The sequence below is a fragment of the Streptomyces sp. NPDC111656 genome (assembly GCF_055656965.1).
Genome location: NZ_JBVKCA010000009.1, coordinates 359,945 through 382,586, shown reverse-complemented (window position 1 = coordinate 382,586; position 22,642 = coordinate 359,945). Strand labels below are relative to the sequence as shown.

Below are 22,642 nucleotides of genomic sequence, written 5' to 3'. Positions count from 1 at the left end.
GGTGCACGAGTGACGGCGTAGGCGAGGTCGTCGTCATCGGCTCCGGTCCCGCCGGATACACCACTGCCCACTACACCGCCCGCGCCCGAGCTCAGGCCCCTCGTCTTCGGCGGCGCCATCTTCGTCGGCGGCGCGCTGACCACGACGACCGAGGTCGAGAACTTCCCCGGCTTCCCCGAGGGCATCGATGGCCCGGACCTCATGGCGAACATGCGCGCCCAGGCCGAGAAGTTCGGCGCCGAGATGGTCGAGCGAGGGCTCCTCCCTGCGGATCAGTGCGCAGGAACAGGAGGGCGAGACCTTCACCCGTGACGCCGACTTGGTGCTCGTCGTGGTCGACGAGCACATGTACACCTCGCTCCCGGACGAGCACAGGGCGTACTACGCTCGGTCCCAACTCGTGGGCCGCCGCGGCGCGGAGATCTCCAAGCGCGTCGACACCTACGCGACCGCCCTCTTCCACGGCATGAATGTGGCAGGCATCAGCGACCTCGACCTCTCCTGCACAGCCAGCGGTCCAGGTAGACGCACAGCCCTTCCAGATGCGTGCCGCGCGCCACATAGCCGAGGTAGCCGTCAGGACGCACCAGGCCCTGTGCGACGTCCGGCCAAGGGCTCTCCTCGTTGAGCCGATGCACGCTGACCAGGTCGGCTCGCCCCCGCAGGACCGGGGCAAGTCGTTCATCGGGCCAGAGGTCGGGCGGTCCGGACAGGAGCAGGTGATACCCCCGCCCCGCGGTCCTTGCCTGGAGTCCGCGCGGCAAGTCGGGCAGGCGGTCCCCGGCCCGGGGACCTCTCTTGGACGAGCGTGGTCCCGTGCTCGATGCAGGGCTGTGGCGGTAGTGGATGCCGAGTTCGGAGACGGTACGGAAGAGGCGGCCACGCATTCCGGTCGCGCGCAGCGCCAACGGAATCAGTCGCGGGGCCAGTTGTGTGCGGGCCAGCCGGAGGGCCGGGTTGCGACTGGTGACGATGGTGAAGGCGCGGTCGGTGAAGCGCAGGACGCTGCGGCCGACCGGGGCGCGCTCAGCCTCGTAGGTCTCCAGAAGTTCCTCGGGCGCGGCGCCCTGGCAGACGACGGCGAGCTTCCAGCCCAGGTTCAGCGCGTCCTGGATGCCGGTGTTCATACCCTGCGCGCCGGCCGGGCTGTGGATGTGCGCCGCGTCCCCGGCCAGGAAGAAGGGTCCCGAGCGATATCGGGTCGCGCCGCGGTTGTGGAGCCGGAAGTCAGTCATCCAGGCGGGGTCCCGCAGCACCAGCCGGTCCGTGGTGTATGCGTCGACGATTTCCTGCAGCAGCCAGAGCTTCACCTCGGTGCCCGGGGTGCCGGGTGGCCGCATCGCGAGCATCCGCCAGCTCGCCGGCGAGCCGAGCGGGAAGAAGAGCAGCATCCCGGTCCCGGTCATGTACGCGTGTACGGATCCTGGCTCCAGCCCGTCGACCTCGAGATCGGCGAGCAGGAACACCTGTGGATAGGCCGAACCCGCGAAATCGATACCCGCTTGGGTGCGCACGGTGCTGTGGGCGCCGTCGCAGCCCACGACGTACCGCGCGTCCACCGTCTCCTCTTCACCGTCCCTGCGCCGCAGCCGACAGGAGACGTACGAGCCCTTGGGCTCCAGTTGGACCAGCTCGGTGCCGCGCTCGATCACCACGCCCTGCGCGGCGACGTGCTCCGACAGGACGTCCTCGGTCTCGGCCTGCGAGAGGAACAGCAGGAAGGGGTACGCGGTGTCGGCCAGCCCGATGTCGAACAGCGGCATCTGCACCACGCGTCGCGGCAGGTGCATCCGCAACCGCATCGTGGGGTTGCCACGGTCGACGAGTTCGTCCGTCACCCCGAACCCGGCCAGCGCCTCCAGTGTGCGGGGCTGGATGGCCAGGGCCCTCGACTCGTGCGCCCGGTCCAGGGAGCGGTCGAGGATCCGGAACCGGGTCGCATGAACACTCAGTTGCGTGGCGAGCGCAAGCCCCGTTGGACCCGCACCCACCACCAACACGTCCAGCGGTGCCGTCATGAGTTCACGGTAGTACTGGGAGGTCGTCGCCAGACCCGCTCTCAGCGGTCACCTACAGCCACAAACCCGAGCGATCGCCACAGCAGACTCCTCGGTCGTCCACGACGTGGTCGGCGGGGCCCACGAAGACCTTGATCTCGCCGGTGTTCACGACCTCGCTGGTGGCGGTCAGTTCGGCGTGTTCGGCGTAGGAGACCGTCTTGAAGACGCCGAACAGGACGTCGCCGTACTGCTCGACCTTGGGCCGTTGATGGGCGTGCACCGTGTCCTCGACGGCGAGCGGGCACGGCCCACTCCTTCGCCGGGTCCGGTCAGTGTGCCAGAGGGCGGTAAGGCGAGTGTCAGAGTCGGCGCCTCGGCGAGCGGCTGTCGGCAGGCGCGTCAGTGGTCGTGGGGGCCGGGGCGGTGGACAGGGCCGTGGGCGTCGTCGCAGTGCGGGTCGCGGTCGTCGTCGGTGGCGGGAGTGGTGATCTGCAGGAGGTCCGGGGAGTCCTCGCCGACATGGTCGACCTGCAGCGTGGCATGGCCGATGCGGTAGTCCTCCAGGAGGAGTTTCTGCAGGCCGCGGCGCACGGCGTGGCAGTCGCCGCCCGGCTCGACCAGGACGTGGGCGGACAGTGCGCTCTGGCCGGAGGTGATCGTCCATACGTGCAGGTCGTGGACCTCGACCACGGTGTCCTGCGCGGCCAGGCGGTCGCCGAGTGCGTCGGGGTCGAGACCGGCGGGCGCGGCTTCGAGGAAGATCCGTCCGGAGTCGCGGACCAGGCCGTAGCCGGCTTTGAGCATCAGGACCACCACGAGCAGGGAGGCGATCGCGTCCGCGCGGGCGAAGCCGGTGGTGAGAACGACGGCTCCGGCGACGGCGGTGGCGATGAAGCCGAACAGGTCGGTGAGGATGTGCTGGTAGGCGCCCTCGACATTCAGCGAGGTGCGGTTGGCCTTGGAGATGCACCAGGTGGCGACCAGGTTGACCGCCACCCCGATCAACGCCGTGACCAGGACCAGGCCGCCGCTGACCGCCGGTGGGGAGACGAGGCGGTGGATGGCCTCGTAGGCCAGCCAGACCGAAAGCAGCAGCAGAGTCAGGCCGTTGGCCTGCGCGGAGAGGATCTCCACGCGCTTGAGGCCGTAGGTGAAGTGTCCCTTCGCCGGGCGGGCCGACAGTCGCATCGCGATCAGCGCCAGCACGATGGAGGCGACGTCGGTGAGCATGTGCGCGGCGTCCGAGATCAGCGCCAGCGAGTTGGCCAGCACGCCGACCACGACCTCGGCGAGCATGAACACCGCAATCAGCACCAGGGCGATCGTCAGCCAGCGCCGGTCGGCGTCCGCGGACACCCCATGGGAGTGACCCGAATGACCGCCGCCGCCCTCGTGGCCATGGCCACCGTGGTCGTGGTTGTGGTCGGACACGGAGGCCCCCGGTTTCTCGTGGTCTTGCTGTGACGGAAGGCAAGTCAACCGCGCCGCGGAGGCTTTCGCCAAAGACTGCAATGAGCACCGTTACCACTGTCACCTGCGGTGATGCCGAACACTGGCCGCCTGCCCGCCGGCACGATCTTGAAGTCCCGGCACAGGACGCGTCCGACGCCAGCCGCTCGGACAGGTGGGCGACCATCTCGGCGAGGCCGGAGAGGCTGTCGACGCCGGCGGTGGCCTCGGCAGCTTCTTTCTGCTCGGCACGACAACCGCTGCTATCGCCGTCGGCCTGACCCTCCGCATCCGCCGCATGTATCTGGGGGCCCTGGAGGACCGCGCCAGGCGTCTGGAGATCGAGCAGGAGCAGCGCCTGCAGCTCACCGCCGCCGCCGAACGCTCCCGCGTCGCCCGCGAGATCCACGACATCGTCGGCCACAACCTCTCCGTCATGGTCAGCCTCGCCGACGGCGCCGCGACCCTCGCCGCCAACCGGGGCGAGCAGTCCACCGACGCCCTGCGCATCCTCGGCGACACCGGCCGCCGAGCGATGAGCGGACTGCGCCGCGTACTGGGCGTCCTGCGTGAGGAGCGGGACGGCGAACAACTGCTCAGCCCACAGCCGGCCATCGGGGATCTGGACCCGCTGCTGGACAGGGTCCGCGCGGCAGGACTGGCGGTGACCTACCGGACCCTGGGCAACCTCGACGCCCTGAGCAGCGGCGCCGTAGCCCCGGTCCAATTTCCCGTTTCCCCCACACGCACGACACCGCCGTCCCCCTCATCTCATGCAGAAGACAGGCATGGTCTCCGTACTCGTCGTCAACGACCGATCTCTCCAGCGCCACGTGTGACGGTCATACCTTGAGCGCCGCTTGTTCAGTCGGTCCGGTCGGCGTCCGCTGATCGGCGAGTCTTGGGAGCAGGATCCGGAACGTGGCGCCCTGGCCAGGGGTCGACTCGATCACGACGTGTCCCGCGTGGGCGGTGACCAGGGACTGGACGATGGACAGGCCGAGGCCCGCCCCGCCGGTGGCGCGGTTGCGGGAGGTGTCGGCACGGTAGAAACGCTCGAAGATACGCCCGCTCTGCTCCGTGATGAGCCCTGGGCCCTCGTCGGCCACCTCCAGGACGGCGTGGTCGCCGACCGTCCCGACGCCGATCCGCACAGGCGTGCCGGACGGGGTGTGGGCGACGGCATTGCCGACCAGGTTGGAGACGACCTGACGCAGCCGGGCCTCGTCGGCGAGGGCGGGCGCGAGGGCGGGCGGGCCGTCGCCGCCCGGACCGGTGAGCGTGACAGGGCGGGACGGGTCCAGAGCGCGTACGTCATGGAGGGCGTCGGCGGCCAGAGTGCGCAGGTCAGCGGGGGCGAGGTCGAGATCCGGCGGACCTCCGGGCACGCGGGAACCGGTGGGCTTGCCCGTGGTCTTCAGCGCGTGTTCGTCGAGGCGGGCCAGCAGGAGCATGTCCTCGACCAGCCGGGTGAGACGTTCGGACTCGCGGGCGATGCGGTCCATCGTGGCGTCGACGTCCTCGCGCTCGGGCAGAGCGCCCATGCGGTGCAGATCGGTCAGGCCCTTGATGCCGGCGAGCGGAGTGCGCAGCTCGTGGCTGGCGTCCGCGACGAACCGGCTCATCCGCGTCTCGGACTCGGCGCGGGCGGCGAAGGCGGACTCAAGCTGTCCGAGCATGCCGTTCAGTGCCGCCGCCAGGCGCCCCAACTCCGTTTTCGAACCGGCAAGTTCAGGCACACGACGGGAGAGGTCGCCGCCGGCGATCTCCGCGGCCGTCTCCTCGATGCGGGACAGCGGACGCAGCCCGGAGCGGACCGCGAACCAGCCGGCCACGGCCAGGACCACGAGCAGGCCCAGTCCCGTGCTCTGGTAGATCCGCCACATGCGGTTCACCGTGCTGTCCACCTGGGTCATCGTCGTCGCCACGACGACGCTGCCGGACGTGGCGGCGTTCGTCGTCGCGGCGCCCAGCAGACGGGCGCCGGTGGTCCTGGGCACCGCGATCACCCGCCAGCGGGTGTCGCCCTTCGTGCCGGCGACGGTGAAGGGGCGGCCGTCGCGGGCGATGACCGCGGCGGTGTCCATCCGGGGCAGTACAGGGCCTTGCGCCCGGTCGGCCCGGCTGGTCCCGGCGAGGGAGTCGACACTGGTCTCGACCGTGCCGTCCTTCGTGACGTAGATGATGACGGGGTTGCCGAGGACGTCCGTGCTGAAGTCACCGAGGCCGGATGGCGGCTTTCGTGCGGCGCCGTTCGCCGCCGCTGTGGGCGGAATCAGGGCGAACACCTGGGCGGAGGCGCGCAGTTGCGCGTCGACGCGGTCCGCCAAGTAACCGCGCAGGGCGTTACCGGTGACCAGGCTGAACGCCGTGAAGCCGACCGTCAGAAGCGCGACGGCGAGCAGGAGCACCCGGGCGCGCAGCGACGCCCTCGTCCACACCCCGGGTATGCGGGAGCCGGTCACGACTTCGGCCCCCGCAGCACGTACCCGACGCCGTGCACGGTGTGGATGAGCTTGGGACCGCCGTTGTCGATCTTGCGGCGCAGATAGCTGATGTAGGTGTCGACGATGCCGGTGTCGCCGTTGAAGTCGTAGTCCCAGACCCGCTGGAGGATCTGCGCCTTGGAGACCGTGCGTCCGGCGTTGGTCATCAGGTAGTGCAGCAGCCGGAACTCGGTGGGCGACAGCCGCAGCGGCTCTCCCGAGCGGGCCGCCTGCATTCCCTCTGGGTCGAGTTCCAGGTCGGCGGCTCGCAGCAGTGCGGTGGGGTCGCCGCTGGTGCGGCGCAGCACCGCGTGGATCCGCGCGATCAGCTCCTCCAGGTCGAAGGGTTTGGTCACGTAGTCGTCGCCGCCCAGGACCAGCCCCTCGATCTTGTCCCGGGTGCCGTCGCGGGCGGTGAGGAACACGACGGGGACGTGTCCGGTCCGGGATCCCGAGGCAGGACGGTGCTGCCCGCGCAGCCGCCGGATCACCTCGAAGCCGTCCAGGTCGGGCAGCATGACATCGAGCAGCACCAGATCCGGTGTGACCTCCCGCGCCCGGTCCAGCGCCTCCTGCCCCGTCCCTGCCGCGGCGACGGTGAAGCCGGCGTGCCTCAAGGCCGCACTCAGCAGCTCCCGGACGGTGGATTCGTCGTCCACCACCAACAGATTCACATCTCTGGCATGCGTCAGATCTCTGGCATGCGTCAGATTGAAGTCGCTTCCAGCACCGGTGCCAGACAGGGCAGCACGCTCAATTGCGGTCAAAGGGGGCCTCCAGGCAACCGGGAACATGCTCCCGGCCCCGCCACAGACAGGGGGCACGGCGGAAAACGCGCAGCGCACGGCGGCCGGGATCGTGCACGGCAGGATACGGAACCGTCCTGTCTTCGCCGCATAAGGTCCGCTGTCACCGTGCCCCGAACGCACCGCGCGCAGCGGCCAACAGACTCCCGCCGAACCCGGCCAGCCCTCCGGCGAGCAGCCCGAAGGCGAGCGTCCGCAGCACGCTGCCGCTCAGTTCGACGCTCATTCCTCCCATCTCGCTGCCGAACATGCTGACGCCGAAGTTGCCGGATGCCCTCACCAGCCAGGCCGCCGTACCCATCACGACGGCTGTGACGACACCGAACCGCTGCGCCATGCCGAGGTGCCCGGCCAGCGGTCCCCGGTAGGGGTGCAGCGGAACCAGATGGGCCGGGTTCGTGGCGCGGGCCGCCCGGTAGGCACAGCAGACCAGGATGAGAGCGGTCACCGTGAGGGCCGCAGGCCACAGCGGCCAGCCGCCGACCGCCAGGGACCTCAGGTGTTCGGTACGGTCGGTCTGCCGGCCGCCGCCCATGGCCCCTGTGCTCCCGCCCATGCCACCCATCAGAGCGGCGAGCGGATTGCTGCTGTCGCTCTGCACCGGATGCAACCCGGCCGTCCACGAGGAACCGACGCCCAGAGTCAGGAACACCGCAAGGGCGTTCGGGGCGAGCAACAGGGCGGCACCCGCCGCCGAGCCCGCCTTGCCGCCGACCACCGACCCGACAACAGCCAGGGCCACCAGTGGTACGGCCGCCAGGACGAGGACCGTACGCACGACCGCCGACAGGCTCCGGCCCCAGCCGGCGCGCAGTCCGTCCAGCGCACCGCCCAGCGGCAGCCGCACCCGTCGGCTGATCAGGCATCCCGCACCGAGCGCGACGGCCACCCACAACACCGCACCGGCGCCCGCCGATCCGACGCTCACGTGGTACGTCACAGCCATCCGGGTCCCCGAACCACCGCCCATGAGACCGCCCAGACCACCACTGCCACCGCCCATGAGCTCACCCAGGCCGCCGCTCCCTGCTCCGAAGCCCTCAGCAGCCTTGTTACCGCCGGCTCCTCCCATGCCGCTCATCGCCGACGCGGGCATGGTGGCCGATCCCTTCGCAAGAGCGGCCACGATCACGAGCGTGCAAAGCGCCGCACCAGCCGCCCCGGCCGCCCGCACGCCCAGCTCACCGGCGGTGAACCGCCGCTGCTGCCCCTGACCCAACCGCCGGGAGAACGCGATCCACAGCACGACGGCACCGACGAGTGTGACGCTGAGCGGTACGACATCGGCCGCACCGCTCATCGACGGGCTCATGCCACCGTCACCATCGCCGAACAGGGAAGCCAACCCGCCCATCGGCCCGCCGTCCCCGGACACATCAGAACCGGCGGCGACCGAACCGCCGACGGCCATGGCCGTCAGAGCCAGGGTCAGCGACCAGACCGAGCCGACAGATCCCGCGTCGAGCAACGTCAGCGCAAGCGCGGACACGGCCGCCATGGCGACCACCGCGCACAGCGCGGCCGCCGCCCCTTCCACGAAGTTCTCCCACGGCCCGATCAACTGCACCGGCACGGTGCGACGTGGCGGCCGGGGGCCCGTACCGGGCCGCGGACCGGAGCCCGGCTTGGTCTGGAGACGGGGCGTGGTAGCAGCCATGCAGAGCAACTCCGCTTCGTTCACAGCAAAGGGACACGCGGCGCCGAACGGGGGAAGGTGCGGCGCCGCGTGGCCATGGGGACCCGCACACAGTGGCGGTCGCGGGTACGAGGTTCCCGAGAGGTTCTGGGAGATTTCTGAGAGCCGATGGCGAACGACGCAGGTCATGGGACGCGGACGGTCAAGATCCACGGTGGGTTCTCAGAAAATTCCCAGAACTGGGCAGCCGTGGCGAGGCATCGAGACTCACCACGAGAAGACCGCCCGCTATCTCCGTGGCCGGACTCCACATCGCAACAGGGCCTGGATCCATTGAGACGTTTCCACCGGTCAGAAGCGTGCACGGTGGGGCGGGTGGGACTCGAACCCGCGGCCGGCGGATCATGAGTCCTTTAGGGATCTTGGCGGCCCTTGCCGATCAGTGCCGATTCACGCCGTTCTTGCAGGTCAGACGTGTTGATCAGTGTCAGCCCCATGCAGTGCTTGTCGATCCGTTCCTGTCCTTGTGGCCTCTCACTGGCCCCTGAGGGTCTTCGAGACGGACATTCGTGACAACAATCGCCGCGTCCGCCCAGTTCAGCCAAGACGAGCCGGACGCCACGGGTGTCGAGCAGTTCTGTGAGCGGGCTCGCGAGCTGTTCCGAGCAATCACCGACAGCAGCGCCGAAGACCGCAGCTGATCACCGGTGCCGGGCCGACGTCATGGCGCAATCGAGCGAGCGCGTCCGCAGATAAGTGGGTGGGCGGGTCAACTTCACGACCATGCGGTCGGCCGCATCGCGTATCGAGTCGCTGGGGCGGACTCGTCTCCGAGGGTGACCGCTGCGGGCATGCGGTGAGACATAGGGGCGAGTATGCGCTACTCGGCCCTGGCTGGCGCGTCCTGTTCCTTCTGGCGTTGCTCGTACCGTGCGGGCGCGCCAAGGATCCAGGACCAGGCCTCGTACTCGTCGACGGGCCCCACCCGGCCGGCGCCGTCGACGCAGCGCGGATCGTCCCGCTCGGCCAGCCCATGGACGGCCCAGATGCGGGTCTGCTGGTCATCGTCGTCGAGCAGGCCGGCCAGAATGTCCCCGACGGCGGGCTCCGGATCCAGGCTGTGCGCGAGCCGGTAGGCGGCGACCTTGCGGACGGAGGTGTCGGTGTCCTGAGCCAGTGCGAGGAGGGCGTTCAGTCCCTCGGAGGTGAACGTCTGCCGCCCGGACCTGTCCGAGTCGACGATTCTCAGGGTCGAGGCAACCCGCGCACGTACCTCCGCGGCGGAGTGGGCGAGGAAGGAAAGCCCCAGTGGTTCGATCCTCGGATCTTCATGCTGGCCAAGGCCGGACAGGGTCTCGGCCAGGACGTCCGGGTGTTCCTCCTCCGCCGCCCAGCCGAGGAGGAACTCGAGCGTGCGCTGTTCGAACGGGCTCGGGGCGTCCGACATGGGATCCCCGAGGTTGAGGGAGATCAGGACCTCCGCGCCGAAGCGGCGGTGCAGGGGATCAGGGTGAGCCCGCAGTGCCGTCGCAGCCTCCCAGGTCTCATTGTCCTGCCTCTGGGCAAGGGTTCTGGTGATCTCCCACCAGGCGGCGTGCTCCCAGTCGGGGTACTCAAGTGCGCACGCGCGGGCGGCCAACTCGTCCATGCCCGGGTGGAGTCCGAAGTGTTTCTCGAGGAGGGTGAGGATCCCTGTGTGGCCGTCGCGGACGGTCATTCCGCCGAGCCGGATCTCGTGGTAATCGGCGAACCATTCCCTGTCCCGGATCCGGACCCGCTCGACCGAGTCCGAGGCGCTGGTTCGCTCCCGCAGCATGGCGACCGGGCCCATCTCATGCCACTGCCGGGCGCGTGCCAGCAGTTCCACGCGGGTGGCCTCACTAAGCTGGGCCGCTTCACCGAGCAGGCAGTGGGCGAGGCCGATGGAGCCGCTGTCGACGGCCCGCAGTCGGGGTGTGGTCCCGTCGGGCAGTTGGCGGTCCGGATCCGCGCCGCCTCCCACCAGGTAGCTTGCGATCGTCGAGTTGAATGCTGAGATGGCCAGGCAGAGTGCGGGGCTGCCCTGCTCGTCGACGGCGTCGGGATCCGCCCCGTCCTCCAGCAGCACTCTGACCGCGTTGTCGTCCCCGCTCCGCACCGCCGCAATGAGTGGGTCCTCGCCCATGCCCGCCCCCCTGTTGCACCCGATCACCGACCCTACAAGCAGCCGCAGGCCGGGAGAAACGTCGCCGGTCAAGTCCGTCACGCCGCCTCCGAGGCCGAGCCAGGAGCTGAACATCCGGGCGTCGGGCCGCTGATGATCGGCGGTCGATCCCGAGCCTCGTCCTGTGCGGAACCCACTGGTTGAAGCAGCCTGTCACACCCGCTGGACCTGGAGCGGCCACCGCGTGATCATCAAGGGCTGTGTGGACCCGTTGCGATTCGGGTCCCTGCCGTCAGCCGGCGGAGAAGTAGTGGCCGTTGTCCAAATCGGCGAGCAGGCTGGGCTGAGCGGGTTCCCAGCCGAGGGTCCGGCGGGTGATGAGGTTGGACGCCGGGTAGTTCTGCGTGACTATGTTCGCGAGGAACCCGAAGTATCCCGGCACCATCAGTACGTCCGCGGGAACGCTCACGGCGGGCAGGCCCAGACGGCTGCCAACGGCCTCGGCGATCTCGCGGAGTGGGATGGCCCCGTCTCCAACCGCGTGCCAGTATTTGCCGGCCGGCCCCTTCTCCAGCGCCGAGCGGAACAAGGAGGCGACATCGCGGACGTGCACGGCGTTCCACAGGTTCGCGCCGTCTCCGGGGTAGCCGAAGAATCCCTTCTCCTTCGCGAGCGCGATCAGCTGCACGAGGAAGCCGGCACGATCGGTCGTACTGTGCGCGATGTTGGCAATCCGCACGACCGAAGACCGCACTCCCCGCTCAGCGAGGCCGATCACGGCGGTTTCTACGACGTTGCGAACCCGCAGGGTGCCCTTGTACTCATCGCCGCCGGGAAGTGCCGGGTCCTCCTCGGTGGCCGGCCGGCCCAGGTTCCCTGGCGAGCCTATGCTCCCCGCCGCGACCAGCGGCTTTCCGGTTCCCGCCAGCGCCTCGCCGTACGCGAGCATGATCGGGAGCTCCGCGGCGGCCACGGCGTCGATCCCGCCGGAGGGAAGCAGGTCCTGCCTGTGCGCGACGTGGATGACGCCGTCGGAGTCCGCGGCCGCCTCCTTGAGGCCGTCGAGATCCTCGAGGTCGCCGCGACGCACCTTCGCACCGAGCGCGGACACCGCCGCCGCGGCCGTGTCCGACCGGGCCAGGCCGGTGACCTCATGTCCGGCGGCGATGAGCTCGGGGATGATGTACGAACCCGAATGGCCGGTCCCGCCAGTGACGAAAACGCGCATGCGACTGCTCCTCGTGAGAGTAGGTGGAGGGGCTGCTTCTCCCCGTGCCGCAGATCCACTGGCGTGATGTGGCGCGAGAAGTGGTGGTGCGGGTGCGCTCAGCCGAGAATGCTGACGCCGAGGAAGAAGTCGGTGTGTTGACGGAGTGGGCAAAAGGCCCGGCTGCTACAGGGCGACGTTCTCCGGTGTCCGCGCCATAGCCGGCTTCCCGGTGTCCATCGGCCGCAGTCCCAGGCTCTCGATGAACGCCGACACGCGTGTCTTTGCCTGCGTGTCGTCGCCGGCGATGAACGCGTCCAATGGGCGACCCTCGGCTGGGCCGGCCGCCAGAACATGGGAGAACAGGGTGTTGAACGCCTGGACGACATGCGCGCCGGCGGGGGCGGCCTAGGCGATCTCCTGCGCGCCGGAACTGCCGTCGGGGGTGACAAAGCCCTGGAAATCGGGGGAGACGGGGTTGTTGATGTCGATGATGACCTTGCCCTGCGGTGCGTCCCCGTACTCGCGCACCACCGCCGTCGCGCCGGCGTACGGCACGGCGAGGACAACGATGTACCCGGCCGGGTCAACCATTGTCAGGGCGCACGGCGCCCTGCTCGCCGACTGCTCGGCCCCGGGGGGGCTCAGCCGGTAAATTCGTTGACGCCGAGGGCGAAGTCCCCGTGGCCAACCCCGTTGCCGGCGAGGCCCACCGTGACCACGCCCACTCCTTCCAGCCAGTGCGCCATTTTCAGGCCGCCGACGTCCAGCGGGCGCAGCCCGAGGCTCTCGATGAATGCCGCCACGCCAGCCTTGGCCTGCGCATTGTCGCCAGCGATGAAGACGTTGGGCCGGCCCTTCTCCAGGACATTACGGAAGATGGTGTTGAACGCCTTCACCACGCTGGCGCCGGCCGGGGCCACCTTGGCGACTTCCTGCGCGATCGAGGTCTCCTCGCTGTGGGCCAGTCCGTCGAACGTGGCGTTGAAGGGGTTGCTGATGTCGACGACGACCTTGCCCGCGAGGGCGTCTCCGTACTCGGCGACGACCGGAACGACACCGTCGTACAACAGGGCCGTGATGACGATGTCCCCGGCCGGGACGGCGCCCCACTTGCCCGTCGTCGCGCCGCCGCCCAGAGCCTTGGCCAGGTCATCGGCCTTGGACTGATCGCGTCCCATGACCTCGACGGTGTTGCCGCCCGCCACCGCGAGCGTGCCGATGGTACGGGCCATGTTCCCCGTACCGATGAGGGTGATGCTGCTCATGAGATGTGCTCTCTTCCTGTTCTCGAGGTGTCGCTCTGTCTCGTTCGTGCCGGGTCAGGCGCAGGGCGTCGGCCGCGACGTTTCCGGGCCAACTGCCGTGCCCTTCCCGGCACATCCGGCTCGTCAGCACGCGAATTCGGCGCCCGCGCAACACTTCGGCGTGTTGCGGATCAGTTCGTTGTGGCGACCGGGTTGACGTGGGGTGTGCCCGCGGCATTCCTGGTGTGTGGTTCAGATGGCGGTGGTGCCACCGTCGGTGACCAGTTCCAGGCCGTTGACGTAGCTGGAGTCGTCGGAGGCGAGGAACAGGGCGACGGTGGCGATTTCTTCGGGGCGGCCCATCTTTCCGCGGGGGATGAGGGACTCGAATCCGGCCTTGGTTGCCTCGTCGAACAGTTCTTCCTGTTTGGCGGTGGCGACCTGGCCGGGGGTCAGGACGTTGACCCGGATCTTGCGGTCGCGCAGTTCGTTGAGCCAGACGCGGGCCCAGGCCTGCTGGACGGCTTTGCTTCCCGCGTAGAGGCTCCAGCCGGGGAAGGCGCCGAGGGAGGCGTTGGATCCGGTCATGAAGATCGAGCCGTTGTCGTTGATCAGCGGCAGTGCCTTCTGCACCGTGAACAGGGTGCCGCGCGCGTTGAGCCAGAAGGCGCGGTGGAACTGTTCCTCGGTGACCTCGCCGAGGACGGCGGGTTCGCCCATCCCGGCGCTGGCCCACAGCACGTCGATCGAGCCCTTTTCCCGCTTGACGGTGTCGTACAAGCGGTCCAGGTCGTCCAGTTCGGCCGCATCACCCTGGACGGCGGTGACGTTGCGGCCGATCAGCTTGACGGCGTCGTCCAGTGCTTCCTGCCGCCGGGCCTGAATGAAGACGTGCGCTCCTTCCTCGACGAACAGTTTGGCGCCGGCCAGTGCCATGCCGGTGGATCCGCCGGTGATCACCGCTACCTTGCCATCGAGCTTTCCCACGATCACTCCGTTGAATTAATGGGCATCCGAAACAGTGTGCTCATTCCGGACCTGGACCCTGCTATCAAGTTCCGATGTCGAATTCTTGTGCCGAATTCGCTTCGGCCCCAATAGGTACCTGTTCAGGTTGCCATTCGCCTGAGTGGGTGTCCAAGACTTCTTTTAGCCGTGGTGATACCCTGAAGGCATCACCGGACTGGGAGGCGCCATGGATCTGGACCTGCGCAAATTGCGTTACTTCGCCGCCGTGGCCGACCAGTTGCACTTCGGCCGCGCCGCCGATGAGCTACATATCGCGCAGCCGGTGCTCAGCCGGCAGATCCGCGCGCTCGAGCAGGATCTCGGCGCCTCGCTGTTCACCAGGGATCGCCACGGCGTAGCGCTGACCGACGCGGGCCGACAATTGCTGGCCGACGCCGGTCCGCTGCTCGCCTCCGCGCACGCGGTCCGCCGCAGGGTGTCCGTGGCCGCCCGCGGCAGCCGGCGGCTGATGGTCGGTTTCCGGGCCGGCATCCCGGTCATCCCGGCGGCGCGGGCGTTCGAGGCCCGGCACCCGGACGTGGTCGTGGACGTGCAACGGATCGAAGGGGACGACCAGGCCCCGATGCTGCTCGACGGCCGCATCGACGTCGGCTATGTGCGGCTGCCCATCGACGAGGCCGGCCTGCGCGTCACCCCGCTGTACACCGAGCCGCGGGTGGCGGTGCTGCCCGCCGGCCACCGGTTGGCCGGCAAGGAGGAGGTCACCGAGGCAGACCTGGCCGGCGAACCGCTGGTCTGGCATACCGACCCGAGCACGCAGCCCACCAGGCGCCCGCACCCTAACGCCGGGTACCTGGTGCGCGGGGTGGACGAAACGCTCGAGCATGTCGCGGCTGGCCGGGGCATCTCGTTCCTGGCCCGTTCGGCGACCGTGTTCTACTCACATCCGAACATCATCTATGTGCCCATCCCGGATCTGGCGCCCGACCAGGTGTGCCTCGCGGCGGCCGCATCGCACACCTCGCCAGTGGTCGATGACTTCATCACCGCCGCTCAGGCGACGGCCGAGATCACGGCAGAATGTGGAAACTATGAAATGTGGCAGCTTGGAAGCGATGCCGTTTCAAAGCACGGTTGAGCAGCCCGCCTGACAACAACAGCGCCAACAGGGGGCACACGCCCGCAGCAATTGCGAAGGCATTGAGCTCGGGGACGGAGGCGAGGTTGGCGCACAGTGAGAATCGATATCGTCGCGCGGCCGCTTCTGGAATGATGAAAATCATGATCTCGTTGAATTCGTCAAAGGCATCGAGCCTTTTCCAACCTGCTCGCTGCGAGCGTGGTGCTCGACTGGTCATGCACCTTCGGCATCCAGTCGCTCCGCGGACCGGAGCAGGTACTCGGGCAGTTTTGAACTGGCCGCCAACACCTCGATGCCGATGAGGCGGCCCTGCTCGTCGAAGTCGAGGTTGATCATGCCGTCGACGTCCACGGGATCGCAGGGATACATACGCGCGGACTGCACGCGGGCCCACAACCCCGATCCGAGGGAGCGCCGGCTCGACATCGACGGTGTCGAGTACCCGTACTTCGACCAGCTCGTCTGGGCCGGTCTGCCCACCATGCCCGGCCTACCCGCCACCGCCATACCAGCGGGCCGGTCCCTCGAGGGTCTGCCGGTGGGGGTGCAGCTCATCGGCCCGATGTTCGAGGACCGCACCCCGCTGCGGCTGGCCGAACTGCTCGAGCAGAGGATCGGCGGCTTCCAGCCAGCGGTGGCCTCACCGACACCTCGTCCTGAAGTCCCGGCCTGCCACCGTCCCGGGGGCGGACTACCGGCTACGGATCTTCACGCCCGAGAGTGAGCTGCCGTTTGCCGGACACCCCACCCTCGGCTCGGCTCGCGCCTGGCTGGACAGCGGCGGCGTGCCGCGGCACGCCGACCGCATCGTGCAGCAGTGCGCCGCCGGCCTGGTCACCGTGCGGCGCGGCGACGGCGTTCTGTCTTTCGCCGCCCCGCCGCTGGTCCGCGACGGCGCGCTCGTTGACGCATACCTGAAGCAGATCGTCGCCGCGTTCGGCATCGGCCGTGACCGTGTCGTCGCCCACCAGTGGGTCGACAACGGACCCGGCTGGGCCGTGCCCTCCGCCTACCGGGTCTCCCAGGGGGCGAGGCTGGGACGCGCCGCGACCATCGAGATCACCGCCGGCACCTGTTTGAAGTCTGTTTTCCGCGCCCTTCGGGGTACGGCGGAATCGCCCCAGCCACCGCTTCGGATTGAGCACAGGATTGCTCGATTCCCTTCTCTAGCACAATCCCACACCCTGATCCGGGCGCAATATGCTGCCAATGTTGCGGAGGTTCGTTCGCTTTGACGTACCCGTCGGCCACGCTTGACGGCGTCGTAGCGATGGACCACGAAAGGGCAACCATGCCGGGCAGCAGCACAGTCACCGTCCACGCCGATCGCGAGGTCCGTCCCAGCCGCGCCGTGGCACCGCCCATCTACCAGACGGCGGCGTTCTCGGCCGCGGACGCGGAGACGTTCGCCCAGGCCGCGGTCGACCGGCGGGGTCAGGACTTCTACACCCGCTTCGGCAATCCGAACCACGCCCAGGTCGCGGCCGTCGTCGCGGAACTGGAGCACACCGAGGCGGCCATGGTCACCGCGTCCGGCATGGCCGCGCTGACCACCGCCGTGCTGGCCCTGGTGTCCACCGGTGACCATGTCATCGGGCAGCGGTCCACCTACGGCGGTACGGCGTCGGTGCTGCTGAACCTGCTGCCGCGTCTGGGCGTATCGACCACCCTGGTGGACCAGACGGACCCGGAAGCGTTCGCGAAGGCACTGACCCCGCAGACCCGCCTGATCCTGGTGGAGTCTCCGAGCAATCCGCTGCTCCAGATCACCGACCTGCGCGCCGTCGCGGACCTGGCCCGCGCGCACGACGTACTGACCATGGCGGACAACACCTTCGCTACTCCGCTGAACCAACGCCCGGTGGACTTCGGCATCGATCTGGTCTGGCACAGCGCGACCAAGTACCTCAACGGCCATTCCGACGTGTCCGCCGGAGTGCTGGCCGGCCCGGCAGAACTCCTGGACCGGATCTGGGACGTCGGTCTGCTCACCGGTGCCGTCCTCGGCCCGTTCGACGCATGGCTGCTGCTGCGCGGGATGCGCACCCTTCCGCTGCGGATGCCCCGGCACAACGCCAACGGCCAGGCCCTCGCGGAGGCCCTGCACGACCACCCCGCCGTGAGCCGTGTGCACTATCCCGGCCTGGCCTCCCACCCGCAGCACCAGCTGGCCGCAAGCCGGATGAGGGGGTTCGGCGGGGTGCTCGGCATCGAGTTCGCCGGCGGCTTCGAGACGGCCGACGCGTTCCTGGGCCGGCTGCGCTACGCCCGCCGGTCGGCCAGCCTCGGCGGCGTGGAATCCCTGGCCGTGCACCCCGCATCCATGTGGCGGGGAATGCTCGACGACGACCAGATCGCCGCCTCGGTTCCGCCGGGCCTGGTCCGGCTGGCCGCCGGCACGGAGGACACGGCCGACCTGGTCGCCGACGCACTCGCCGCAGCCGACGCGGTGCTCTCCGGCGCCGCGGGAACCTGAGCGGAGACGGCCCGGCACTCACGGGGTGTGGGTGGAGAGCGTCTTCATGGTGACGTAACTGCTCACCGTGGCGACGCCGGGAAGGTCGGCCAGCCGGTTGGCGTGGAAGTCCTCGTAGGCGGGCAGGTCGGCGACCTCGACCTGAAGCAGGTAGTCGTAGTTGCCGGTGACGTGATGGACGTGGACCACCCCGGGCAGTTGGACGACCGCGCGTTCGAACGCGGCCACGTCGCCACGGTTGTGCCGCATGAGCCGGACACCGGCGAACACCCGGAGGCTGCGGCCGAGGGCCGCGGGGGCGATGTCCGCCCGGTAGCCGCGGATCACCCCGGTTTCCTCGAGCCGGTGCACGCGCCGCAGGCAGGGTGACGGCGACAGGCCGACCCGGGCGGCGAGCTCGGCATTGCTGATCCGTCCGTGCTTTTCGAGCACGGCGAGGATGGACCGATCCACATCATCCATAAGGGCAGATTATTGCTCAATCCCCTCATGTACCACAACCTCATGCCTCGTCCCGGCGCAATTTCCTGCCAAAGTTGCCGAGATCGGCTTACGTCGACGTCCTGGTCAGCAAAACTTGTCCGAGTCATCAACTCGGACAAACAGCACCTTTTCGTGAAGGAGTTTTCAGGTGAGGATCTTGCTTACCGGCGGCACCGTGGTCAGCATGGAGCCGGCTGTCGGCGATCTCGCACGCGGTGACGTGCTGATCGAGGACGGTGTGATCGTCGAGGTGGCCGAGGTGATCGAGGCTCCGGACGCCGAGGTGATCGACGCGACCGACCGGATCGTCATGCCCGGCTTCGTCGACACCCACCGGCACACCTGGCAGACCGCGTTCCGCGGCATCGGCGCCGACTGGACCTTCCCCGAGTGGGCGGAGGCGATGCACCGCACGTTGAAGCCCCGGTACCGGCCCGAGGACGTCTACCTGGGCACCCTGCTCGGCCGGCTGGAGGCCCTGCACTCCGGTGTGACCACGATGCTGGACTGGTTCCACTGCGCGCAGAGCCCCGAGCACGCGGACGCCGCCGTCGCGGCGCTGCGCGACACAGCCGGACGGTCGGTCTTCTGCCATGGTGCGGGGTGGGGTACCACCGGCCCGGTCGAGGCCGATGTCCGCCGGGTGCGCTCCGCGCTTCCCGGGGACGGCCTGGTCACCATGGCGTTCGGGCTGCGCGGTGCGGAGGACACCTCCATGGACACCGTCGCCGAGGAGCTGAAGCTGGCGGCCGAACTCGACCTGCGCACCAGCCTCCACGTCGAGTCCGAAGGGGTCCGCCGCCCGGTCGCCGACCTCCATGAGCACGGCCTGCTGCGGGACACGACGACGTTCGTGCACGCCAACGGGATCGGCGACGACGAGTTGCGGATGCTCGCCGACGCCGGCACCTCGGTGTCGATCAGCCCGGACGTCGAGCTGCGGATGGGGTTCGGCTGGCCGATGACCGGCCGGATGCTGGCCGCCGGACTGCGCCCGACCCTCGCCATCGACGACGTTCCCTCGGTCGGCGGCGACATGTTCTCCACCATGCGCACCACCTTCGTCGTACAGCGCGGCCTGGACGGCGGCCTCGACTCCCGGGACCTGCTGGAGTTCGCCACCGTCGACGGCGCCCACGCCCTGGGACTCGCGGCCCGCACGGGCAGCCTCACGCCCGGCAAGGACGCCGACGTGATCCTGCTGCGCACCGACGACATCACCGTGCTCCCGGTCACCGATCCGGCCGGCACGATCGTCGCGGCCGGTCACCCCGGCCTGGTCGACACGGTTCTCGTCGCCGGCCGCGTGGTCAAGCGCGACGGCGTACTGGTGGACGTGGATCTGCGGGCGCTCAGGACCCGCCTGGTGGAGTCGCGCGACCGGATCGCGGCGGCCGCCGGTGTCCCCCTCGACGGCACCTGGCGTCCACAGCCGAAGGCGGCGTGACCGCACGAGCCGGAGCCCCCGCTCCACCCAGTTCACCTCATGTCATCTCACGTCATGCAGAAGGAGGTTGACCCGTAAAGCTGGTGCCGTTCACCGAATCCGAGCGCGTGACGCTGGGCCGCATGGACCACGACGGCAGGGTGCGCGACCTCAGCGATGCGGTCGGCGCCCGCACGCTCCTCGACGACATCGAACCCAGGGGTGGGTCAGGAGCCGTCCGGGAGAGAGGCCCTGAGGCTCGCGTTGCCGGCCGTCTCGGGGCGACTCCATGATGGTGCGCACTCACCAGCACGCGGCCGGAGCCCGCAGAAAGGGGCCCCGTCGCGAGGACGGCCCCGGACCAGGCCGGATGTCGTCCTGGCCGACATCAACCGTCTGCAGCAGTGGCGCGGCCGCCCGTCGGGAGCGTGCGGGCTGGTCCTGCGCGACGGCCGCAGCCTCGGGCAGGCGGTGGCGTGAAGGATCGGTCACCGCCTGAGCAGGGTGACCGCGCGGTCGGCACCGGCTGCGCCCCACGACGTAACTCGCGTCCTCATGGAAATATGGCAACGGGCCGTACGCGCAGGCCGCGCCGGTCGCGAGGAGACGCCATGACGGCCAGCAACACACCACCGACACCTCCACCGCCGCGGTCGAACCCGGACTCCGTGGTCGACTGCGCCCTGTACGAACACGGCAAGCGCCGACCGGGCCTCCTCCCCCTCCAGCAGGCGATGACGGCCTGCCACGCCACCCCGGACAGCTTCGTCTGGATCGGCCTGCACGAACCCACCGAAGACCAGCTCCAGAGCGTCGCGCGCGCCTTCGGCCTGCACCCCCTGGCCGTCGAGGACGCCCTCACCGCCCACCAGCGCCCCAAGCTCGAACGCTACGACGACACCCTCTTCCTCGTGATGCGGACCGCGCTCTACGTCGAGCACGAACACCTGACGGCCACCAGCGAGATCGTCGACACTGGCGAGATCATGGCCTTCATGGGCAAGGGCTTCATCGTTGTCGTACGACACGGCCCCTCCCGCCAGCTCACCGGCGTCCGCCGCACCCTGGAAAGCCGCCCAGAACTGCTCGCGCACGGCCCCGCCGCCGTACTGCACGCCATCGCCGACACCGTCGTCGACCAGTACCTCGAGGTCGTCACCGCCGTCGAGACGGACGTGGACGAAGCGGAGGGCTCCACCTTCGCGCCCCAGCAGGCCCACGACATCCGCCGCATCTACCAGCTCAAACGCGAGCTCCTGCAGCTGCGCCGCGCGGTGGCCCCGCTCGCAGGGCCGATGCGAGAGCTCGCCGAAGGCCGGCTGCCCGGCGTGGACAAGGACATCGCCACGTACCTCCGCGACGTCAGCGACCACCTCACCCAGGCCGCCGAACGCATCACGACACTCTGCGAGGTGACCGACACCGCCCTGTCCCTCGCCCTCGCGCAAACCGGCGTCCAGCAGAACTCCGACATGCGCCGCATCAGCGCCATTGGCGCCCTCATCGCCGTACCCATCGGCATCGTCGGCGTCTACGGCATGAACTTCAAGCACATGCCCGAACTCCACTGGACCTTCGGCTACCCCCTGGTCATCCTCGGCATCATCGTCATCTGCACCGTGATCTACCGGGCCTTCCGCCGCAACGGCTGGCTGTGAGCGGCGTCGGAAGAGCGTGGCGTCAGAAGAGCGTCAGGAACCACCACCCTGCCATCAGGCAATCGCCAACAGAGCCGTCCGCGCCCGTCCTCGGGCACTTCCATGAGAGTCGGATGTCTGTGTGGACGCACGCCGAGGGGTGGTCGAGCGATGAGCAATGCCAAGGGGCGGCGCGTCGTTGCCGGAGTGAGTGGTTCGCTGGGGAGCCTGGCGGCTCTGCACCGGGCCGCGGCCGAGGCCCGTCGTACCGATGCCGAACTGCTGGTCGTCCTCGCCTGGGAACCACCCGGCGGTGACCTCGCCGACCGGCGCTCGATCTGCCCAGTGCCGTTGGCCGACCTCCGGCAGGATGCGGGCCGACGGCTGCTCGCCGCTCTCGACACGGCCTTCGGCGACACCGGGCCCGGGGTTCCGCACCAGGGGTTGGTCGTCCGGGGCACACCGGGGCGCGCCCTGGTCGAGACCGCCGACCAGGGCGACGACCTCCTGGTGGTCGGCGTGGGGTGCCGCGGAAGGCTGCGCCGCGCTCTGTTCCCGTCCGTCGCCCGGTACTGCCTCGCACACGCCGCCTGCCCCGTGCTGGCGGTGCCGCCCTCGCCCCTCGAGAACGACCTCGCCTCCGTGCACCGTCGCATCAGCCTGCGGATGCCGCTCGACGCCCGGGAGCTGACGGACGGCAGGCCCTGACCGAGTCCGTTGCAGGCAAGCGAGAGCGGGCGCCGTCGTGCGCCGCCCGCGACGCGGCGCTCCGGCCCACATGTACGCCGGCTCGATCCCGTACGCGCCTGCACGCGCCCGTCCGCGCTGTGGACCACTGCGTCGGGTGCCCTGTCGTGCGGTGGCACCTCGACGATCCACCCCGTCCTGCCCGTCAGCGGCCGAGGGCGGCCCCGGCGTGGTTCTGCAAGCAACCTCGGACGCGTCTCTGACCAGGCATCCTCCTGCCCATCAGCGTCGCGTTATGGGTGGGGGGCAGCGCGTCAAGCATCCGTCAGTGAGGGGCCCTGGACCCGGTGGGGCGGTCATAGCTTCATCGAAGCGCCCGGCCGAACCGGCCGAGCGGCGCACGTCGCCTTCTTCGAGGAGCAGCATCATGTCTCCAGTCGAGCATTCCGAGGACCCGGAGCCTTCCGAACGCTTCCCGGCCGGACTTCTCTTCGTTCCTGTCCGGTCGGGGCCCGCGGGCTGTACGGCCCGGTTCTTCCGCACCCCGCTGGGCGGCCGTACGGCCGTCGGCTTCACCTCGGCGGCCAAGCTCACCGCCACTCTCGGCACGGACCAGGCCTCCATCCGGCTCTCCGAAGCCGCGCTGCGCGCCCTCGCCGCGCCCCTGGGCGTCACCGCCCTCACCATCGACCCGCAGTTCTCCGCCCCCTCCGCCGACCGCACCGCGGCCACGGCCCGCGAACGCGAGAACTCCTGGCGCCGCTGGCATCCCCAGCACGTCGGCGCCCTGCGGGTGACCGGCGCCGCCGCCGTCGTCGCGTGCCTGAACCTCCTGATCGGCTGAGGAGA

Annotated in this window: 22 protein-coding genes and 3 pseudogenes; 11 read left to right on the top strand and 14 right to left on the bottom strand. The window is 69.4% G+C overall.

Going from position 1 to position 22,642, the window contains the following annotated elements; translation table 11 throughout:
* Window positions 1–35: 35 nt before the first annotated feature.
* Window positions 36–273, top strand: a pseudogene (locus ACZ7M3_RS27460) (NAD(P)/FAD-dependent oxidoreductase); the annotation flags it as partial.
* Between the two features lie 209 nt (window positions 274–482).
* Here the strand turns inward: ACZ7M3_RS27460 and ACZ7M3_RS27455 are convergent.
* The 3 genes and pseudogenes from ACZ7M3_RS27455 to ACZ7M3_RS27445 all read right to left on the bottom strand — a co-directional run bounded on the left by ACZ7M3_RS27455 (window position 483) and on the right by ACZ7M3_RS27445 (window position 3,431).
* Window positions 483–2,018, bottom strand: coding sequence for an FAD-dependent monooxygenase (locus tag ACZ7M3_RS27455; protein ID WP_472066407.1), 1,536 nt, complete (start codon window positions 2,016–2,018; stop codon window positions 483–485).
* Window positions 2,019–2,109: 91 nt separating this feature from the next.
* Window positions 2,110–2,301 (bottom strand): annotated as a pseudogene (locus ACZ7M3_RS27450) (magnesium transporter CorA); the annotation flags it as partial.
* A gap of 98 nt (window positions 2,302–2,399) precedes the next feature.
* Window positions 2,400–3,431, bottom strand: a complete 1,032-nt coding sequence (locus ACZ7M3_RS27445) for a cation diffusion facilitator family transporter (protein ID WP_472066405.1) — start codon at window positions 3,429–3,431, stop codon at window positions 2,400–2,402.
* 193 nt (window positions 3,432–3,624) lie between these two features.
* Here ACZ7M3_RS27445 and ACZ7M3_RS27440 point away from each other — a divergent pair, with 193 nt between their 5' ends.
* A complete protein-coding gene (locus ACZ7M3_RS27440) occupies window positions 3,625–4,302 on the top strand; it encodes a sensor histidine kinase (protein ID WP_472066403.1) in 678 nt (225 codons plus the stop codon).
* Here the strand turns inward: ACZ7M3_RS27440 and ACZ7M3_RS27435 are convergent.
* From ACZ7M3_RS27435 to ACZ7M3_RS27425, 3 genes are all read right to left on the bottom strand, one after another.
* Window positions 4,292–5,914: a sensor histidine kinase gene (locus ACZ7M3_RS27435; protein WP_472066401.1), complete on the bottom strand. Its 1,623-nt coding sequence runs from the start codon at window positions 5,912–5,914 to the stop codon at window positions 4,292–4,294. The genes ACZ7M3_RS27440 and ACZ7M3_RS27435 overlap by 11 nt on opposite strands.
* Window positions 5,911–6,603 (bottom strand): response regulator transcription factor, encoded by a 693-nt coding sequence (locus ACZ7M3_RS27430; protein WP_351314676.1) that lies wholly within the window; start codon window positions 6,601–6,603, stop codon window positions 5,911–5,913. Before ACZ7M3_RS27430 ends, ACZ7M3_RS27435 begins: the two co-directional genes overlap by 4 nt.
* A 241-nt stretch (window positions 6,604–6,844) precedes the next feature.
* Entirely contained in the window at window positions 6,845–8,398 is a 1,554-nt protein-coding gene (locus tag ACZ7M3_RS27425) for a streptophobe family protein (RefSeq protein ID WP_472066399.1), read from the bottom strand.
* Between the two features lie 548 nt (window positions 8,399–8,946).
* Here ACZ7M3_RS27425 and ACZ7M3_RS27420 point away from each other — a divergent pair.
* Entirely contained in the window at window positions 8,947–9,078 is a 132-nt protein-coding gene (locus ACZ7M3_RS27420) for a hypothetical protein (protein WP_472066397.1), read from the top strand.
* A gap of 179 nt (window positions 9,079–9,257) precedes the next feature.
* Here ACZ7M3_RS27420 and ACZ7M3_RS27415 read toward each other — a convergent pair whose 3' ends face one another.
* From ACZ7M3_RS27415 to ACZ7M3_RS27390, 6 genes are all read right to left on the bottom strand, one after another.
* Complete coding sequence (locus ACZ7M3_RS27415; protein ID WP_472066395.1) at window positions 9,258–10,655, bottom strand: ankyrin repeat domain-containing protein; 1,398 nt, start codon at window positions 10,653–10,655, stop codon at window positions 9,258–9,260.
* 157 nt (window positions 10,656–10,812) lie between these two features.
* Window positions 10,813–11,748: an SDR family oxidoreductase gene (locus ACZ7M3_RS27410; protein ID WP_472066393.1), complete on the bottom strand. Its 936-nt coding sequence runs from the start codon at window positions 11,746–11,748 to the stop codon at window positions 10,813–10,815.
* Window positions 11,749–11,913: 165 nt separating this feature from the next.
* The gene (locus tag ACZ7M3_RS27405) at window positions 11,914–12,048 is read right to left on the bottom strand and encodes a hypothetical protein (protein WP_472066391.1); all 135 of its coding nucleotides are present in this window, start codon (window positions 12,046–12,048) and stop codon (window positions 11,914–11,916) included.
* 87 nt (window positions 12,049–12,135) lie between these two features.
* Window positions 12,136–12,321: a hypothetical protein gene (locus ACZ7M3_RS27400; protein WP_472066389.1), complete on the bottom strand. Its 186-nt coding sequence runs from the start codon at window positions 12,319–12,321 to the stop codon at window positions 12,136–12,138.
* Between the two features lie 50 nt (window positions 12,322–12,371).
* On the bottom strand, window positions 12,372–12,995 hold the full coding sequence (locus tag ACZ7M3_RS27395) for an NADPH-dependent F420 reductase (RefSeq protein WP_351295582.1): 624 nt from the start codon (window positions 12,993–12,995) through the stop codon (window positions 12,372–12,374).
* A gap of 231 nt (window positions 12,996–13,226) precedes the next feature.
* A complete protein-coding gene (locus ACZ7M3_RS27390; protein WP_472066387.1) occupies window positions 13,227–13,961 on the bottom strand; it encodes an SDR family NAD(P)-dependent oxidoreductase in 735 nt (244 codons plus the stop codon).
* A gap of 208 nt (window positions 13,962–14,169) precedes the next feature.
* On the opposite strand from ACZ7M3_RS27390, the gene ACZ7M3_RS27385 reads away from it, so the two are divergent.
* Window positions 14,170–15,081, top strand: a complete 912-nt coding sequence (locus ACZ7M3_RS27385; RefSeq protein WP_472066385.1) for a LysR family transcriptional regulator — start codon at window positions 14,170–14,172, stop codon at window positions 15,079–15,081.
* Window positions 15,082–15,297: 216 nt separating this feature from the next.
* On the opposite strand, the gene ACZ7M3_RS27380 is transcribed toward ACZ7M3_RS27385, so the two are convergent.
* Window positions 15,298–15,420, bottom strand: a complete 123-nt coding sequence (locus tag ACZ7M3_RS27380; protein WP_472066383.1) for a DUF2283 domain-containing protein — start codon at window positions 15,418–15,420, stop codon at window positions 15,298–15,300.
* Window positions 15,421–15,475: 55 nt separating this feature from the next.
* On the opposite strand from ACZ7M3_RS27380, the pseudogene ACZ7M3_RS27375 reads away from it, so the two are divergent.
* The 3 genes and pseudogenes from ACZ7M3_RS27375 to ACZ7M3_RS27365 all read left to right on the top strand — a co-directional run.
* A pseudogene (locus ACZ7M3_RS27375) lies at window positions 15,476–15,808 on the top strand (hypothetical protein); the annotation flags it as partial.
* Window positions 15,741–16,319 carry a PhzF family phenazine biosynthesis protein gene (locus ACZ7M3_RS27370; protein WP_472066477.1) on the top strand — a complete coding sequence of 193 codons (579 nt, stop codon included), beginning with the start codon at window positions 15,741–15,743 and terminating at the stop codon, window positions 16,317–16,319. The pseudogene ACZ7M3_RS27375 and the gene ACZ7M3_RS27370, both read left to right, overlap by 68 nt.
* A gap of 56 nt (window positions 16,320–16,375) precedes the next feature.
* A complete protein-coding gene (locus ACZ7M3_RS27365) occupies window positions 16,376–17,560 on the top strand; it encodes a trans-sulfuration enzyme family protein (RefSeq protein WP_472066381.1) in 1,185 nt (394 codons plus the stop codon).
* An 18-nt stretch (window positions 17,561–17,578) separates the two neighbouring features.
* On the opposite strand, the gene ACZ7M3_RS27360 is transcribed toward ACZ7M3_RS27365, so the two are convergent.
* Window positions 17,579–18,022 (bottom strand): Lrp/AsnC family transcriptional regulator, encoded by a 444-nt coding sequence (locus ACZ7M3_RS27360; RefSeq protein WP_472066379.1) that lies wholly within the window; start codon window positions 18,020–18,022, stop codon window positions 17,579–17,581.
* 169 nt (window positions 18,023–18,191) lie between these two features.
* Here ACZ7M3_RS27360 and ACZ7M3_RS27355 point away from each other — a divergent pair, with 169 nt between their 5' ends.
* The 4 genes from ACZ7M3_RS27355 (at window position 18,192) to ACZ7M3_RS27340 (ending at window position 22,637) form a co-directional block, all read left to right on the top strand.
* Complete coding sequence (locus ACZ7M3_RS27355; protein ID WP_472066377.1) at window positions 18,192–19,490, top strand: amidohydrolase family protein; 1,299 nt, start codon at window positions 18,192–18,194, stop codon at window positions 19,488–19,490.
* Between the two features lie 590 nt (window positions 19,491–20,080).
* Window positions 20,081–21,127: a magnesium and cobalt transport protein CorA gene (locus ACZ7M3_RS27350; RefSeq protein ID WP_388520879.1), complete on the top strand. Its 1,047-nt coding sequence runs from the start codon at window positions 20,081–20,083 to the stop codon at window positions 21,125–21,127.
* Between the two features lie 150 nt (window positions 21,128–21,277).
* A complete protein-coding gene (locus tag ACZ7M3_RS27345; protein ID WP_472066375.1) occupies window positions 21,278–21,814 on the top strand; it encodes a universal stress protein in 537 nt (178 codons plus the stop codon).
* 406 nt (window positions 21,815–22,220) lie between these two features.
* The gene (locus tag ACZ7M3_RS27340) at window positions 22,221–22,637 is read left to right on the top strand and encodes an SAV_915 family protein (RefSeq protein WP_472066373.1); all 417 of its coding nucleotides are present in this window, start codon (window positions 22,221–22,223) and stop codon (window positions 22,635–22,637) included.
* Window positions 22,638–22,642: the final 5 nt, after the last annotated feature.